The following is a 16776-nucleotide window of genomic DNA, read 5'->3' as shown; positions in this document are numbered from 1 at the left end:
CAAAGAGAACATCGACCGTCTGAAATTTGAAGCAGAACAAGCGGAGAAGGCAGGTGATTATGGAAAGGTGGCGGAGATCCGTTACGGCAAAATACTGGAAGCTGAAAAACAACTGAATGAACTTCAGCAGAAGATGAAGGAGATGCAGGGTGAGAACTCGTTGCTAAAAGAAGAAGTAGATAGTGAAGACATCGCAGAAGTTGTTGCGAAGTGGACGGGCATTCCTGTTTCAAAAATGCTTCAGAGTGAAAGAGAAAAACTACTTCACCTGGAAGAAGAACTGAGCAAGCGAGTTGCCGGACAGGAAGAAGCAATCCAGGTATTAAGCGATGCTGTTCGCAGAAGTCGCGCAGGGTTGCAAGATCCTAAACGCCCTATTGGTTCGTTCATCTTTATGGGAACAACGGGGGTTGGTAAAACAGAATTATCCAAAGCACTGGCTGACTATCTCTTTAATGATGACAATGCTATGGTGCGAATTGATATGAGTGAGTACCAGGAGCGCCACAGCGTGAGCCGTTTAATTGGTGCCCCTCCGGGATATGTGGGATATGATGAAGGCGGACAACTTACTGAAGCGGTTCGTAGAAAACCATACTCTGTCATTCTGCTTGATGAGATTGAGAAAGCGCACCCGGATGTGTTCAACATCTTGCTGCAAGTTCTGGACGATGGAAGGTTAACCGACAACAAAGGTCGTGTTGCCAACTTCAAGAACACGATCATTATCATGACAACCAACATCGGCTCTCACATCATTCAGGAGAACTTTGAGAAGATTACGGACGTCAACTACTTTGATGTGTTGGAGAGTACGAAAGAAGAAGTTTTAACTTTACTGAGAAAATCAGTACGACCAGAATTTGTTAACCGTATTGACGAGATTATTATGTTCCGTCCGTTAAGCCGGAAAGACATACGCAAAATTGTTGATATACAGGTTGAGCTGATTAAAAAGCGTCTAGCCGAGGCTGGAGTAAGAATCGATCTCTCTGATAATGCTAAAGACAGACTAGGAAAGCTTGGGTTTGATCCGCAATACGGAGCAAGGCCACTGAAACGTGTACTTCAACGCGAGTTGCTTAACGAGCTGTCGAAGCAGATTCTCGCAGGGAAAATTCATAAAGATTCTGTGATCTTCATTGATCTGAAGAATGAAAATGAATTTGTGTTCGAGAACGTAGAGGCCGTAGAAATTTTATAATAATTATTATTCTTGTTCGTTAAAAGAGGCTATTGCCAGCCTCTTTTTTTATTTGACGTAGTTTTCATAGAGCCTCAGACAAAAACATTAAAAATCTAAGATTAGAATATTGTTAGGAATGAACGATTAGCGAAGTATATCCGTTATAGTAATAGGTTTAAGGATATCTTTCCTTCCCTGGAAAGAGAGAGATGTGTTGATAAGTGAGGTGGTTTGGTTAAACGTCCTGGTGAATAATCAGGACGTTTTTATTTAGAAACAACTTCACACAATTCCTGAAATTGTTTTGCGTTAATAACTGCTGTAGCTTCTGCGGTGTTGTTGAAATAGATAAAAGATTCCCGCACGCCTTCCATGCTCTGAATTTCAGATGCCACCCTTTCAAGATCCTGGATATCATATCGTGAAGAATATAAGTGGGGAACTCCGTGAAATCTATAGTATACAATGTCAGAAGTCTTAATTACTTTATCAGAAAGCTGTGGATGGCTTATACCACAAAAAGTAATATTATTTTGAGCAAAGGCATCGAACACTTTCTGCTGCCACCATGATTCATGTCTAAATTCAACTACGTTCTGCATGGAATGATCGAGCAGGTTTATAATTCTTTCAAGACGATGTTCTTCAAAAACAAACGAAGAAGGAAATTGAAAGAGTACAGATCCTAATTTATGCTGAAGACCATTTCTGGCAACATCATAAAAATTATGCAGTGCTTCCTGAGCCTCGTTCAGTTTTTTATAGTGCGTTATTAAACGCGGTGCTTTAACAGAAAAGGAAAAATTATCAGGGCTGCGTTTAAACCAACCTTGAAGAAAATGCAGCCTCGGGAACCGGTAGAACGTAACGTTAAGTTCAAGGGAGTTAAAATGCTCGCTGTAATATTCGAACCATTTTTTTTGTGCAATATTTTCAGGATAGAAAATTCTTTTCCAATCGATGTAATGATATCCTGAACAACCTATTTTCCACTGCTGCATATTCAAATAAACGATAAAAACTCAAAGTTCGGTTTGCTCGGGCATCTAAATTTTATAAAAACCATAAAACTAAATGCAATGCAGGACATTAAAGAAAAAATAGTACCGCAGCAACACGAGGGGGGAAAGAAAGACATTACACATACGGTAGTGGCGATTGACGAAGATGCTGCCAGAAAACTTTTTGTTATTGCGCGCAATCGTTTATATGATGTAAACAGATGGCATGAACTGTGTGGTCCCGCATCAGCAACTTTTTCCATTACAGATGGCAACGGTGATCAGGTAAACAGAACAGCAGAAAAAGGAGATTACTTTCAAATAGATTTACCTGCACCAGGACCGACCGAAGGAAAAGGACATGATTGGGTATACATTGAAGCAATAGAAGATCAAAGTGACTCTACTGGCCCCTATGAGAGTGCTGCTATCCGTGTGCGGCCAACGCAAAATCCTAAAGAAAAAGGGGACAACGTTGCGCACTTCTTCGAGAATGAAGCAACAAGTACCTTTGTGGTAGAACGTAAGGGTTTAGAAGTAACAGCAGCAGTATTCGGGAGGAACGAAAAGCCTAACACCTCTACTGATAACATTATTGATAAGGTAAGAAATGCGATAGTTGGCGTTACTGCTATCTTTGGCCTTTCAAATGCTCAATGGAATAGTTTGGTAAAAGGATTAATAGAACAGGAAAGCTGAGTAGCTACTTCTTGCTTCGCTAAGAACAAGAACAGAGGGAATTGACATTAGTTGATTCCCTTTTATTTTTTAGAGCTGAATAATCAATAAAACAGTACCAGTTAGGTGGTAACTAATGGTAATGATTTGAAAAACCATTTAAAACCAACGCCGACGTGGCGCCTTTTCGTTTTTTAATTATCAATAATCGGTTTAGAAAGGACGATTATATATACATGAAAGATTAGGAGCAAAATTGTAAGAAAAGCAGTAGTTAACCGATGTACCTTGGATTACTGTTTCCCTTCTCATGATCCCATTAGTAGACAAGCTTAAAAGGCTCAAAAAGCAATACCTCCTTTTCGGTGGAACTATTCTTCTTACCATAATTACCAGCCACCTCATCATTCAATATGATCTGAATGAAAAGAATGAGGATGCCAACCTGATTAACCTTGCCGGAAAGCAAAGAATGCTAAGTCAACGTATCTCCAAAATTGTCCTTTACATGGAGCTTGACATGGACAAAAAGGGCAGCATTGACAGAAGCAAGTTGGATACATTGCGAAATGTTACCCGCGTTTGTGAAAAAGTACATTCAAGCTTACTCAAAGGAAGTAATGAGTTTGGGGTCACTGACAGGCGAAGTGTTAAAATAGATTCGTTGTTAACAGCCATTAATCTGCCGCTTTATTCTATCATTTCAGCCTGCAAGCAGCTATATAATAATCCTGATTCAGCGACTTTGTATGAAACAATTGAGGTAATATCTCAGCACGAAATGCAATTTCTGACACTGATGGAAAAAACGGTGTCGACGTATCAGTTTGAAGCAGAGGAAAAGTTACAAAATATTAAGCGGGTGGAACTGCTGCTGGCAGTGGCTTCCATCGTTATTCTTTTCCTCGAATTCTTTCTCCTGTTTCTACCGATGATTCACGAGGTTGAGGATAACAGCTTTAAACTAGTTGAACTTAACAAAGAGCTCAGTGCAACGAATGAAGAATTTACAGCCACAGAAGAAGAACTACGAAGTAACCTTGAGTACGTTACTGAACTGCAAGGGCAAATAGAGTCTCGTGAAAGGCAGTATAGGGAAGTGATTGAGTCTGCGACTGACATGATATACGAACTTGACGAAAACGGTCAGTTTACTTTCGTCAACTCGATGCTTGAACGCGTTTCAGGGTACTCTAAAGCCGAACTTCTCCAAAAGAAATACTGGGAGATCATCCATCCGGAGTTTGTTGGCCAAACAGTTCAGTTCTACAAAGACCAGCTTAAATCGAAGAAAGAATTTAGTTATCTGGAACTTCTCATCATATCAGCATCAGGTAAACAGATCTGGGTTGGTCAAAATGTGCGGATGTTCTATAACAATGATTGGGTATGGCGCGTAAGTGTTATTGCAAGAAACATCTCTGATATAAAAGAAGCACAGATTGCACTGCTTCAAAGTGAGAGTAAGTTCAGAGTACTTGCAGATAACGCGCCTGTAGGAATCTATCAGACCGATGACAAGGGCTTTTGTACGTATGTCAATAAAGTGTGGGCTGAAATCGCTGGAATGAATCCGGAAGATGCTTACGGCAGTGGTTGGGGCAATGCTATTTACAGTGAAGACAAAGATGCAGTTTTTAATGCATGGGCTGAATATGTAAATAACGGCAAGCCATTTGACAAGGAGTTCCGATTCCTTAACCCGACGTTAGGAATCAGATGGGTGAATAGCAAAGCTGTGAAGGTGCAAATTGAGGGTGAACGTACAGATTTTGTGGGCACCATGACTGATATAACCGAGTTAAGAGAAGCACAACATAAACTGGTTGAATCTGAAAGCCTCTACCGCTTAATCTCTGAAAACTCTCATGATGTAATAGCCATACTGAGTCTTGATAATAAATGCGAATATGTTTCTTCAGGCGTAAGAAAAATGTTGGGATATGAACCCGAAGAACTTGTAGGAAAACACTTTTCTTCATTAGTGCATCCCGAGGATTCGTCAAAACTTGAAGGACCAAAAAGAATAGTTGGCGCAGCACCAAAAAGTAATTATGCACCTCATTTCCGGCTAAGGAGAAAAGACGGGACTTACGTATGGATTGAATCATCATCTAATTTAAACTATGATTCCAGTGGTAAGGTAAAATCCATACAAACTGTTAACAGAGATATCACAGCCCGTAAAACAGCTGAGCTTGAGCTAACACGTGCAAAAGAAAAAGCAGAAGAAGCTACGCGCGCAAAAAGTCAGTTCCTTTCTATGATGAGTCATGAGATAAGAACACCGATGAATGCAATCATAGGGCTTTCTAATCTATTGCTGCAGGAAACTCCTCGTCATGACCAGCTTGAAAATCTGAAACTGTTGAAATTCTCTGGAGAGAATCTTTTAACCATTATCAATGATATTCTTGATTTCAACAAGATTGAAGCGGGTAAGATAGAATTGGAAAATATTGATTTCAATCTTAAAGATCTGCTTACCAAAACAACCCAAATGCTGGAGCATCGAGCTTCAGAAAAGGGAATAAAACTGGTACTTTCCTTTAATGAAAAACTCCCACATATTTTTAAGGGAGATCCGGTAAGAATAAATCAGGTTATCACCAATCTTGTAGGTAATGCGATCAAATTTACAGAACACGGGTATGTTGAACTAAAGGTAGATGGAACGGAGCGCGAACCTGCTAAATTCGATTTGCACTTCAACGTTAAAGATACGGGTATTGGCATTGAATCAGAGAAGCTAAATATCGTATTTGAAAGCTTCTCGCAGGCTAACTCGGATACTACACGCAAATTCGGTGGTACAGGTCTCGGCCTTTCTATAACAAAACGACTTTTAAATCTCATGAATAGCAGTATTCATGTTACCAGTGTTCCCGGCTTTGGTTCCACCTTCTCCTTCCGTTTAACGTTAAGCAGAGGCGAACAGACTTCTTCTGAAAAGCAAAGTACGCAAAATAAACCCGTTGACTTTAGCAACAAAGGCCTTCGTGTATTATTGGTTGAAGATAACAAGGTAAACCAGGTTGTAGCCTTAAACTTCTTAAAAAAATGGGGACTAACCGCTGATATAGCAAATAATGGAAGAGAGGCTATTGAAATGATTCAGAGTAAACAATTTTGTTTAGTGCTGATGGATCTGCAAATGCCGGAGATGGATGGTTACGAAGCAACAAGAAGTATCAGAGCGCTGGACGACATTTACTTTAAAGAAATACCGATTCTTGCTCTTACTGCTTCTGCCATGATAGACGTGAAGTTTAAAGTTCTTCAAACTGGTATGAACGACTTTATCACAAAACCCTTTCAACCAGAAGAACTTCAATCCAAGATATCAAGGTTTCTCAGCGCCTCTGATATAGCAGTATCGGCAGAAAAGGGAAGAAAGATCAATCTTGAGCAATACACTGAAGGCGATGAAGAATTTAAATACGAGTTGGCGGGATTAATTATCAGCAACATTGTAGAGTTGGATAAATCCCTTGAGCAATCAATTAAAACTAATAACGCCGATATTTATCGTACTACTTGCCATAAGGTAAAACCAACAATCAGCATGCTGAGAGATCAGGAGTTTACAGAGGTAATTGATGCGCTCAAAGACCTGATCAATAACAGTTCTTTAGCACTCCTTAATCAGAAAAAGGAGATCTTTAGCGTGCTCAGCAAACGAATTATTCAGTCATTGGAAGAAGAGCGGGCTTAAGGAAGTGTAGGTAAATTAGAAAAGCAGTTTTTTAAAGCAATAATTATCTTTTCAAATAAGGATTTATTTTTAGGTTAAGACATTAGTTTTGCGGATTAAAACAGAACCAATGCCCTGTCCCAACAAATCCTTATCACAAGTATCTAAAACGCTTTTAGCTTTAACTTTCTTAGGATTAATTTTTCATTTTAACGGCTTTTCTCAAACACAAAGTACCATTCCCTACTTTACTTATGGGAAAGGGTTGGGCATAACATCTCCTGATAGCCTTTTTCAATTGAATATCAGGTTTAGAATGCAAAATCGGCTGGGATTGCGTACCAAAAGTGAGAGTAACCTGGATATAAGTGAAGTTGAAGCAAGGATAAGAAGACTTCGTCTTAGGTTTGACGGCTTTGTATATACCAAAAAGCTTAACTATGTTATACAGCTAGCATTCACGCGCTCAGATATGGATTATGACGACACAGGGTTTCCCAACGTTGTCAGGGATGCCATGGTGCTTTATAACTTCAATAAACATTTCACCATTGGATTGGGACAAACAAAACTGCCAGGCAACCGGCAGCGTGTTAATTCATCAGGAGATCTTCAATTACCAGATCGCTCCATTGTAAATTCTACTTTTAATATCGATCGCGACTTTGGTTTGCAGTTATATTATAACAACAGTATAAGCTCGCTCTATTATGTATTGCGCGGGGCGATCAGTTCAGGAGAAGGGAGGAACTTTAATTCATCAGACCGCGGGCTAGCCTATACCGGAAGAATAGAATTTCTGCCCCTAGGTACGTTTACCAACAATGGAGACTACTTTGAAGGCGATCTGGCAAGAGAATCAAAGCCTAAAGTATCGCTGGGTTTAAGCTACTCAAACAACCAAAATGCAATTCGTACTGGAGGGCAACTTGGAAAGTTTCTTTTTGCGCCAAGAGATATTCAAACTTATATGGCGGACTTCCTCTTTAAATACAATGGCTGGGCATTTGCAAGTGAATTTATTAAGCGTAATGCCAACGATCCCATTACAGTAAATGATGCCGGAGAGCAACGCCATGTTTATGTAGGACATGGTGAGAACTACCAGGGAAGCTATTTATTTAAAAACAATTTTGAGGTAATTGGCCGCTACTCACGTGTTAAACCGGATGAAGATTTAATTGAAATCGAAGAGATTGTAGAACAGTACACGCTTGGCTTCACCAAGTATTTACGTGGGCATCGCGTAAAACTGCAGTCCGAGCTAACCTACGAAAACAATAACTGGTTGAATGATACGGAAGACACCGGCAGCTATATCGTGCGATTCCAGATCGAATTTGGAATTTAACCAAGCTAAGTTCTTCATTTTAAGTCTCTTTCATCATTTCTCCAACTAATACGAATTTTTTCGTAACAATAATTGTCTTTCTCCGTTAAACCGGTTAAGATTGTATTACGAAAAAATTCGTATATGACTATATCCAACATAAAACCTACAGAAAAAGAGCTTGAAATCCTCCAGGTGCTCTGGCAGCAGGGGGCCGTGGCAGTTAAAGATGTTCATGAAGCGCTCGGCGGAGAAGAGAGCAACGGATATACCACAATCCTGAAGTTAATGCAGATCATGCATGAAAAAGGATTAGTAACACGCCAAAAAAGCGGGAAACTTCATCTTTATGAGGCAGTCATCACGCAAGAGAGTACGCAAAAACAAATGCTGGATAAGATTATTAATACCGTTTTTCAGGGCTCTGCAGCTCAATTAGTGATGAGTGCGCTGGGTAATCAAAAATCATCAAAGGAAGAACTAGATCTTATTAAAAAATATCTTGAAAAACTAGAAGGAGGTGAATAATGAATATTGCTAACCATTTCTTCTCTTCAAATTTGGTTGGTGCTTTCGGATGGACGTTGATTCATTCATTGTGGCAATCGTTAATTATTGTAGGGCTTACAGCTTCACTTCTAAAGCTATTTACTTACAGTTCAACCAGGCGATATATCATAGCCTCCGTCAGTTTAGTTTTTATTTTAGTTGCAGGTTTAGCCACGTTCTTGATCTTAACTTCAGAGAGGCACAGTACTCCGGCTGCTCCTGATCAAGCAAAATTTTCTTCTATTTCGTCTGCCACTATTCAAGTAGGTTCTACCGCAAGTGATTCTTTTTCTCTTTTAAGTTTTATAGAATCCAACATGCATGTTGTGGTTATTGCATGGTTAGTTGGGACGTTATTACTTTCTCTGAGACTTTTGGCAGGGTGGTTCTATCTAAGGCGAATAACTTCCAGCGCAATTGCCTTAAACAACGCATGGAGTGACAGACTGAAAGCGCTGGCAATTAAGCTGAATATTAAGCGTGTCGTTCAACTTGCAGAATCTAATATTATTCACTCCCCTATGGTTATTGGTTTTATTAAGCCAGTAATTCTTATTCCCGTGGGGATGTTATCGGGCATGACGATAGAACAGGTAGAGGCGATCTTCATTCATGAACTGGCGCACATTAAAAGATATGATTACCTCGTGAATGTACTGCAATCCATTATCGAAATAGTTCTCTTCTTCAACCCATTTGTCTGGATACTGTCTTCAATCATAAGACGCGAAAGAGAGTATTGCTGCGACGATACCGTTGTTTTAAATCAGGTAAATAAACTTGCCTATGCACGAGCACTAGCCACACTTCAGGAAGCCGAGATACACAAAACGACTTTTGCTGTATCACTGGCAGAAAATAAAAATGAGTTATTAACAAGAATTAAAAGAATTATGGAAAAGCCCTTTCAACAACCCACCAAAAGCAGTCGTATTATACCTGCTATTCTGTTAGTAGTTGGATTAATTTGCGCCTCATGGATTTCTATTCAAACAGGCAAAACGATTAATAAAGAAGAAGATTCACTTGCTCAAGACACAACTATTAAGGGTAAGAGCAAGGCAGCAAGGTACAGCAAAAGAACCATTACTACGATAGACGAGAACGGCGATCCAAAGCAAGAAGTAGTAGAAAATTTTGAAGGAGATGAAAGTCAGAGAGAAATGTTTGCACCGCAGCCTTTAGATCCTATTCCTCCTGTTCCTTCAATTGATTTTGTTATTCCCCCTATTCCAGCCATTCCTGATTTCCATGCCATGTTACCATCCATGTTCTTTGATGGCGATACTATACCTGCACCGGGTCGTCCCTACACAAGAAACCTGGACGATATAAGTTTACAAATAGAAGAGAGCATAAGAGAGCACTTTAAAGATTTCGAATTGCAGCAAGAAAAATTGCAATCCCTAACACAAGATATCAATGCCATCATAGAGAAAGAAATTTCTACGGAATTACAACATGGTTTGGCAATGGCAAACCACGCTGAAATAATAGACGAAGCGCTGCACTCACAGCTTCAGGATCAACTGATGACGTTGCAGGACGGGCATCTAAAAGATCTTGATATAGATATGAAACACCTGAACGATAACCTTCGTGAACTAGAAGACAACATGCATGCATTTCAAGACGAGATACAGAAAGAACTTGTTCAAGATGGTTATCTTAAAAAGGACGAGAAAATAAATAAAATGGAATGGAGTAATGGTGAAATCAGGATTAATGACATAACCATAAAGGAAAAGGATAAGAAGAAGTATAACGAATTACACGAAAAGTTCTTTGAAAACAGCAATGGGTATCATTTCAGGCATGTGGAATAGTTTGATCTTACCATTATTGTAGTAAGAAAGACTGAATTAATGAAAATGTCATTACGCCAGAACAGTCGCGATGGCAGTACTACAAATAAAGTTCCGTCATTGCGCCTGTTCCGGCGTATGACGGAAACGCTTATCCAGTAATGCACTTCGTCTTAAGGGGATTGCTTCGTCCTTCTTACGCTCAAATCCATTACTAATGTCCCCGTAATGACGCACTTAACGAAGCATCTCTCTTGTAAACTGGGATAAATAAAAAATCAAGAAGAGATAAGGTAATAACAGCCGTCTTACCTAATTCTTTCAACACCAAGGCCTGGCCTATCAGCACAAGACATCATCCCATCTTTCAATATAAACCCTCCTCTAACAACATCGTTACCTAAATCCAAGCTGCCATCGAGGTCAATGTATTTTGTATTAGCGCAAGAGAACGCGGTGTGAAGCGCAGCCGTAATGCTTACAATACTCTCATCATTACATCCCCAGAACAAATCAACATTTTCGTAAGAAGCAATATCAGCAATTTTCAATCCTTGAGAAGGGCCTCCACATTTCATAAGCTTGATATTAAATATCTTGGACGCGTAAGGAGGTTTAATTAATTGGATAGCATCTTTAGGAGAAATGAGTGATTCATCTGCTGCAATTACATTCTTAATCTCATCGGGTAAAGATTTCATCTCTTGTATTGATTTCGCGGGGAGTGGTTGCTCAATCAACTCAATGTTTAAAGTTTCAGTTCTTTTATAAAAAGAGATCGTCTGCTCTACAGTATAACCCTGGTTAGCGTCTATCCTAATAATAACATCTCCCCCATGCTTTTCACGAATCTTAACCAGGCGTTCAATATCCTCTTCAAGATTCTTGCCCAGCTTTACCTTTAGTACTTGAAATCCATTACGAATATACTCTCCTGCTTCCTTTACCGTTTCTTCAACATTCTTTATTCCAATTGTATTAGATGTTGGCAGTGTCTTGATCTTCTGACCCAGAAACTTCACTAGTGGTATGTCGAGGTGTTTTGTAAGCACGTCGTACAAAGCAATATCAAGCGCAGCACGTGCTGAAGGATTTTTAGGAAACTTCTGTACGATCTCATATTGCAATTGCGATACTTCATAGATATCACGGCCAATTAGAAATTCAAGATTTTTCTCTTGTAATGCTTCTATGCATTGTCCCAGGTTTTCTCCTACTACATATTCACTTGGGTTTCCCGATCCTATTCCTGTAACACCATTATCCAATGTTATTTCAACAAAGACGTTTTTTACTTCATCAACTGTTTTGAAAGCTATGGTATAAGGCTTTGTATTCCCTAAATCAGCACTCCATACTTGTATATTCTTTATCTTAGGCATCTGTTTTATTTTACTTTTGACTGCTCGATCATTGATTTAAAAACAGGTACAAGACTATCAACACCATCCTCCAGCGGAAGAACAACAGGAATACCTAAATCATTAGCATACTTTTCGGCATAGGCCCTTGCCTCTTCTGTTTTCATCTTCGCTGTGTTAACGGTTAGTGCAACGGTAGGGGCACCGTATATCTTTATTAATGCAATCTCATCCTTAGGATCTGGAATGTAAGCAGGATAAAACTCCATGTCTTTGTATTGCTTGCGTGGAGGGTTATGCTGAAGTACAACACCATCAGCTGCAGCTGATACAATCCATTCTGCTCCTGCAGGTCCGCTTGGATTTCTCAATGACGACTGCCCTTCAATAAAGATTATATCCGGCTTTGCTTCGTGATAGCACGTTACTACGGCATGCTCCATTTCACCCGAGATAAAGTCATTTAACGTTGAGTCAAATACAAAACCATACTTGGCACCTTGCATCCAACCGGTTTGCCCGGTATAGATCATCTCTGCTTTGTATCCTGCCTTACGCATAGCCTCTACTAGAAAGCGGGTAGTTGTTCTTTTGCCCATAGCACAATCAGTACCCAGCACGGCAATCTTAGGACACTTTACTTCCGCTATCTTACCCGACCAGAAATGAAGATCTTTTATTTTCTTGGGCTTGCGCACATCAATAATCTCCAAACCTTTCTCCTGCGCCAGACGTGCCAGTTCCGGAATATCCGAAACATATTCATGAAGGCCATTAACAATACCATAACCTGATTGTAAAGCTTCTGTTAAAAGTACCCTCAATGAATCAGGAATAACGCCACCCTTCGTGGCAACGCCTACAATGCAATAGGTTGCTGCTCGCCCTCCTTTTCTAAATTCTTCAAGAGATGCATATACCGGAATTTCACGCCTTCTCCCATCAAGTACTTCGCCTGCATCTTTGCCAGCATATTTCTGATCAACGACTCCTACTATTGAGAATCGATCTGTTCCGCGAATTAGCCCATGCGCGGTTTTAGCACTAATAGTATCGAGTAGACCTCCAGTAAGAACAATGGCATTGCTTTTCATAGAATGTGTTAAAGGCTAAAAATTCGAACATTAATTTGAGTTTTACAAGAAACGGGAAAATACTTAATCCCTTTTCTTTTGCTGATCATATGTAAAAACGAAAGGGGAAAGATCAGGTTTAATATCACGCTTACGTTTTAACTCATAGTTATAAATAAGTTGTCCAATGTTTTTCATAAAAGGATAACCTAAGGTCTCATAATCATAATTTCCATCGTTGTAGATAGAATCTGTGTCCGTATTAATGACTGCGCTTAGCATAAATTCTACGCTATTTTTAAAATCAACGATGTAAGCATTGTCAACCAGGTAACCATAAGCATCACCAATCTTGTTAAAGATTCTGATATTATCGGGAATGGAAGACCTACCTGCTCCATACATAAAAAACTTACAATAAGCATCGTGGTAAGTTGTATCCTTACCATAAGAAGGGAATATAGTTTCAGTTGGTAGTTGTGACATATACTTTAACACAAACACTCTGTCTTCATCATAAATATCAAACCTAAATTTTTCATCTACTGTTTCCGGAAATAAGAGCGCCTGAAGCATTTTATGTTGGGCAGTTAGAGGAAAGAAGTTTTTATAGGTAAAGTCAAATGGTTGAGATACCAATGAATCGTTTCTTATAAACCCCTTTCCTTTCAATACTCTTTCTTTTACAACAATTGGTTCATCATTCACCAACATGGGCTGATCAAAAATAACGGCATCATCCTTTACAAAACGCACAGCTTCTGTATGCCTGTTTTCATCCTGACTTAAAGGTCGTTCAAGGCGATGAAGTACTCTCATATTATATCCAAGGCCGCGCAGCCGCCTGTTTACTTCTTTCTGACCTAAGAATTCGTAGAGCCTGTTATACGCATCGTTGTCGCTCACTACTAATATTTTTTTTGCATAATGAGCAATGGAAGGTAAACCGGTTTCTGATGTGGTATCTTTCGAAACAGAAAGCTGACCGCTGTAAGCACTGTCATGGAAAACAGGCGTAAATTTATCAATGCCTTTCTCGCTCAAATACTTTAGTTTCTCAAAAGCCAAAAGAACAAGCGGAAGTTTTACAGTTGATGCGGGATAGAAATAGCGATTGCTGTCAACATTAAAATAGTAAGTGTGAAAAACAGGATTGTTATTTCTATCCCGATCTATCTGCGTATAGATGATTTGAATTTCATACCGGTCTTTATTGGCGATAATATCTGCAAACTTTTCAGGATCTTCTTGCATAAGGTTTTGAAGAAGGTCCAGGTTGCTTGTTTCTCGCTGGCATGAAGTAAATAGAAGTACAATTAAGAGAAAATAAATACAAGTAAACGCTGGCTTGGTTTTTGAATTCATTCTTATAAATCTATTAATATTTTAACTTTAACGATTAACAATTTCTGCTATCTCCATGAAAACAGGTATTTTAACAAGATTTCTATTTGGGTTATCCCTCTTATTAGTTTATCAGGTTTCCTACTCTCAATCCGTTTTGGGTACTTGGCAATTGGTTAAGGAAATCACATGTATGGAAGACAAAATGACGGCTAGCGGAGATACAGATGCACTGATTAATGAAATGAAGCAAATGTCTCCCTCTGCTTCTGCTCAGGTTGTTAAGTTTAAAGAAAAGGGAAATGGTGAAGAAAGCACACGAATACTTACCAAAAAAAGAACAGCCAATAACAAGAACTTTCTTTATAAGTTTAATGGTGAGACACTATTGATTCTTGACAAAAAATCGCAAACCATTACCGACAGCTTCATGGTAGATAAGCTTTCTACGGATTCACTGATTGTATCCAGTTCTTCCCGACCTTGCGAAACACGTATTTTCTTAAAGCTTAAGAACGCCAAATAAATCAATCGCGAGAAATTCACCGGATCTTAAACTTAATAAGTCTGTTTTGTTGTTAACAATCGGAAATCATCTTCGGTAAAGGCTTAAAACCAGCCATAAATCAGCTATTAAGTATTGAATCTGATCTTCCTACGTTAAATTTGCACCATGGTTGAAGCAACTGTTAAAAGAGACATCCGGAAACTGAAACTTGAAGAGCTAAAAGCCTTTTTCATTGAAAATGGAGAAAAACCTTTTAGAGCGCAGCAGGTTTATGAGTGGCTTTGGCAAAAATCTGCCAAAGATTTTGACCAGATGACCAACCTGTCAATTGCTACCCGCGAGCTTTTAAAAGCAAATTTCACCATCAATACCATAAAGGTAGATCACATGCAACGCAGCAGCGACGGCACCATTAAAAATGCTGTTACTCTTCACGATGGCCTGGTGGTAGAATCGGTGCTGATACCAACCGAAACCAGGATTACAGCCTGCGTATCTTCCCAGGTAGGTTGCAGCCTCGCCTGCAAGTTTTGTGCTACAGCGCGCCTTAAACGTATGCGCAACCTGAACGCCGACGAGATCTACGATCAGGTAGTTGCCATTAAAGAACAAAGCGAATTATTCTTTGGAAGACCATTAACCAATATTGTTTTTATGGGCATGGGCGAACCATTACTTAATTACAATAACGTGATGGCTGCCATTGAAAAGATCACATCCCAAAAAGGATTGAACATGGCATCTAAAAGGCTTACCGTTTCTACCGTAGGCCTTGCCAAAATGATCATCAAGATGGCCGATGATGGTGTTAAATTTAACCTGGCCGTTTCACTTCACTCGGCGTTAAATCATGTTCGTTCTTCTATCATGCCTATCAATGATACCAACTCATTAGAGGAATTAGGTGAAGCTTTAAAATATTGGTATAACAAAACCAAACGGAAAGTAACCTACGAGTATGTTGTATGGAAAGGTATTAACGATACCGAAGAACATGCACAAGCACTCTTAAAATTCGCCAAGATTATTCCATGTAAAGTAAACCTGATTGAATACAACCCTATTGATGATGGTGAGTTTCAACAGGCCTCTGAGAAATCGCTGAACATGTATATGGATCTGTTGGAAAGACACGGCATTACCACCCGCATAAGAAAAAGTCGTGGCAAAGACATCGACGCCGCCTGCGGCCAGCTGGCAAATAAAAGCTAGCATACCAAAACTATATTCTTCCGTTCTTCATCTATAAGGTGCTGACCTCTCCGGCATGTATAGAAAATATCTTTGGTTCATTATCCTTTTACCGGCATTTACATCCTTAAATGCCCAGGTTCGAATTGCCGGTATGGTGGCAGACTCTGCCTCACTTGCTCCCATTGCCAATGTAAATATCATTTCAAACAATTTTAAGGACAGAGCCGTGTCTAATGATAAAGGGTATTTCCTTATCGCTGGCAATACTGCCGATACCCTTGTGTTTTCAATTGTCGGCTATAAAACCCAAAAGATCGCCATCAATAGCTTTAAGGAAACCGGTGTTGTCTACTTGAGTCAAGAGCGTCGCACATTGCCTTCTGTAGTCATCCAAAGTAATGTGGTCATTCCATGGCTTCCTGTTCTTCCTAAAGAAAGCATGTTTCAAAATCCTACGCAGACAAAAGCATATAGGGAAACACCAGGAACATCGAATATTCAAACCTTTGGTCCAGGTATAATTTTACGCGGACCTATCTCGCGGTTTTCAAAACATGAAAAGAGTAAAAAGAAATTGTCACAGACAAAAGATGAGAACGCGAAAGGAAAGAACTACGTATTACTTGTTAACTCACCTGAAGTGAAGGATACAGTGATGCAGAAGTATCGACTTTCAGAAAATGAATTCTACCGCATGCTCACCAAATTCAATGGGAAGAATTATGATATAATCTACGAATTAGATTCGCAAGCCCTAGTTGAAATGTTACTGCGTTTCTTCCAGGAAGAAACCATAAAAAAATAGATGTCTTGTTTTAGTTTAGGTAATCTTTACCAGTGTAGCACCGGCGTGGCTTTATAGTAGCCGTAGAGTAGCTATAGATGCCCTATAGACGCGCTCTCATTGTTCTATAGATGGCCTCCCATTGTTGTATAGATGATCTCCCAATTTTCTCCCGTTATTTCCAGATGGTGTATAGTTAAGCACGTCATTTCTCCCATTGTTCTCCCACGAGTCACCAGATAAGGCCTGTGCAGCATGAGACGTTGTCC

At 39.5% G+C, this 16776-nt stretch carries 13 protein-coding genes; 9 read left to right on the top strand and 4 right to left on the bottom strand.

What is annotated here, in order from left to right; genetic code table 11:
* Positions 1 to 1204: AAA family ATPase (locus tag KK060_RS17520; RefSeq protein ID WP_254155070.1), on the top strand; the 1204-nt coding region annotated here is incomplete at its 5' end.
* A gap of 248 nt (positions 1205 to 1452) precedes the next feature.
* On the opposite strand, the gene KK060_RS17515 is transcribed toward KK060_RS17520, so the two are convergent.
* Positions 1453 to 2187 (bottom strand): DUF72 domain-containing protein, encoded by a 735-nt coding sequence (locus tag KK060_RS17515; RefSeq protein ID WP_254155069.1) that lies wholly within the window; start codon positions 2185 to 2187, stop codon positions 1453 to 1455.
* A 78-nt stretch (positions 2188 to 2265) separates the two neighbouring features.
* On the opposite strand from KK060_RS17515, the gene KK060_RS17510 reads away from it, so the two are divergent.
* The 5 genes from KK060_RS17510 (at position 2266) to KK060_RS17490 (ending at position 10264) form a co-directional block, all read left to right on the top strand.
* Positions 2266 to 2886 carry a hypothetical protein gene (locus KK060_RS17510; protein WP_254155068.1) on the top strand — a complete coding sequence of 207 codons (621 nt, stop codon included), beginning with the start codon at positions 2266 to 2268 and terminating at the stop codon, positions 2884 to 2886.
* Between the two features lie 289 nt (positions 2887 to 3175).
* A complete protein-coding gene (locus tag KK060_RS17505) occupies positions 3176 to 6580 on the top strand; it encodes a PAS domain S-box protein (RefSeq protein WP_254155067.1) in 3405 nt (1134 codons plus the stop codon).
* A 109-nt stretch (positions 6581 to 6689) separates the two neighbouring features.
* The gene (locus KK060_RS17500; RefSeq protein WP_254155066.1) at positions 6690 to 7910 is read left to right on the top strand and encodes a porin; all 1221 of its coding nucleotides are present in this window, start codon (positions 6690 to 6692) and stop codon (positions 7908 to 7910) included.
* Between the two features lie 123 nt (positions 7911 to 8033).
* A complete protein-coding gene (locus KK060_RS17495) occupies positions 8034 to 8417 on the top strand; it encodes a BlaI/MecI/CopY family transcriptional regulator (RefSeq protein WP_254155065.1) in 384 nt (127 codons plus the stop codon).
* Positions 8417 to 10264, top strand: coding sequence for a M56 family metallopeptidase (locus KK060_RS17490; protein WP_254155064.1), 1848 nt, complete (start codon positions 8417 to 8419; stop codon positions 10262 to 10264). Before KK060_RS17495 ends, KK060_RS17490 begins: the two co-directional genes overlap by 1 nt.
* Before the next feature lie 287 nt (positions 10265 to 10551).
* Here the strand turns inward: KK060_RS17490 and KK060_RS17485 are convergent, their stop codons facing one another.
* From KK060_RS17485 to KK060_RS17475, 3 genes are all read right to left on the bottom strand, one after another.
* Positions 10552 to 11625, bottom strand: coding sequence for a mandelate racemase/muconate lactonizing enzyme family protein (locus KK060_RS17485; RefSeq protein WP_254155063.1), 1074 nt, complete (start codon positions 11623 to 11625; stop codon positions 10552 to 10554).
* A 5-nt stretch (positions 11626 to 11630) separates the two neighbouring features.
* Positions 11631 to 12698, bottom strand: coding sequence for an N-acetyltransferase DgcN family protein (locus tag KK060_RS17480; RefSeq protein WP_254155062.1), 1068 nt, complete (start codon positions 12696 to 12698; stop codon positions 11631 to 11633).
* A 63-nt stretch (positions 12699 to 12761) separates the two neighbouring features.
* The gene (locus tag KK060_RS17475) at positions 12762 to 14042 is read right to left on the bottom strand and encodes a serine hydrolase (protein ID WP_254155061.1); all 1281 of its coding nucleotides are present in this window, start codon (positions 14040 to 14042) and stop codon (positions 12762 to 12764) included.
* A gap of 172 nt (positions 14043 to 14214) precedes the next feature.
* Between KK060_RS17475 and KK060_RS17470 the strand changes: the two genes are divergently transcribed.
* The 3 genes from KK060_RS17470 (at position 14215) to KK060_RS17460 (ending at position 16528) form a co-directional block, all read left to right on the top strand.
* Complete coding sequence (locus KK060_RS17470; protein WP_254155060.1) at positions 14215 to 14547, top strand: hypothetical protein; 333 nt, start codon at positions 14215 to 14217, stop codon at positions 14545 to 14547.
* Between the two features lie 147 nt (positions 14548 to 14694).
* A complete protein-coding gene (gene rlmN / locus KK060_RS17465; RefSeq protein ID WP_254155059.1) occupies positions 14695 to 15741 on the top strand; it encodes a dual-specificity RNA methyltransferase RlmN in 1047 nt (348 codons plus the stop codon).
* A gap of 55 nt (positions 15742 to 15796) precedes the next feature.
* Positions 15797 to 16528 (top strand): carboxypeptidase-like regulatory domain-containing protein, encoded by a 732-nt coding sequence (locus KK060_RS17460; protein WP_254155058.1) that lies wholly within the window; start codon positions 15797 to 15799, stop codon positions 16526 to 16528.
* Positions 16529 to 16776: the final 248 nt, after the last annotated feature.

The organism is Chryseosolibacter indicum (genome assembly GCF_018598585.1).
Classification (GTDB): Bacteria; Bacteroidota; Bacteroidia; order Cytophagales; family Cyclobacteriaceae; genus Chryseosolibacter; species Chryseosolibacter indicus.
The sequence above is the reverse complement of the archived record's forward strand: the minus strand, read 5'-3'. Positions and strand labels throughout refer to the sequence as shown.

Excerpts from the sequence above, each read along its gene's own strand:
- KK060_RS17515 (WP_254155069.1), bottom strand. The coding sequence starts at position 2,187 with ATGCAGCAGTGGAAAATAGGTTGTTCAGGATATCATTACATCGATTGG.
- KK060_RS17510 (WP_254155068.1), top strand. The coding sequence starts at position 2,266 with ATGCAGGACATTAAAGAAAAAATAGTACCGCAGCAACACGAGGGGGGA.
- KK060_RS17505 (WP_254155067.1), top strand. The coding sequence starts at position 3,176 with ATGATCCCATTAGTAGACAAGCTTAAAAGGCTCAAAAAGCAATACCTC.
- KK060_RS17500 (WP_254155066.1), top strand. The coding sequence starts at position 6,690 with ATGCCCTGTCCCAACAAATCCTTATCACAAGTATCTAAAACGCTTTTA.
- KK060_RS17495 (WP_254155065.1), top strand. The coding sequence starts at position 8,034 with ATGACTATATCCAACATAAAACCTACAGAAAAAGAGCTTGAAATCCTC.
- KK060_RS17490 (WP_254155064.1), top strand. The coding sequence starts at position 8,417 with ATGAATATTGCTAACCATTTCTTCTCTTCAAATTTGGTTGGTGCTTTC.
- KK060_RS17485 (WP_254155063.1), bottom strand. The coding sequence starts at position 11,625 with ATGCCTAAGATAAAGAATATACAAGTATGGAGTGCTGATTTAGGGAAT.
- KK060_RS17480 (WP_254155062.1), bottom strand. The coding sequence starts at position 12,698 with ATGAAAAGCAATGCCATTGTTCTTACTGGAGGTCTACTCGATACTATT.
- KK060_RS17475 (WP_254155061.1), bottom strand. The coding sequence starts at position 14,042 with ATGAATTCAAAAACCAAGCCAGCGTTTACTTGTATTTATTTTCTCTTA.
- KK060_RS17470 (WP_254155060.1), top strand. The coding sequence starts at position 14,215 with ATGGAAGACAAAATGACGGCTAGCGGAGATACAGATGCACTGATTAAT.
- rlmN (WP_254155059.1), top strand. The coding sequence starts at position 14,695 with ATGGTTGAAGCAACTGTTAAAAGAGACATCCGGAAACTGAAACTTGAA.
- KK060_RS17460 (WP_254155058.1), top strand. The coding sequence starts at position 15,797 with ATGTATAGAAAATATCTTTGGTTCATTATCCTTTTACCGGCATTTACA.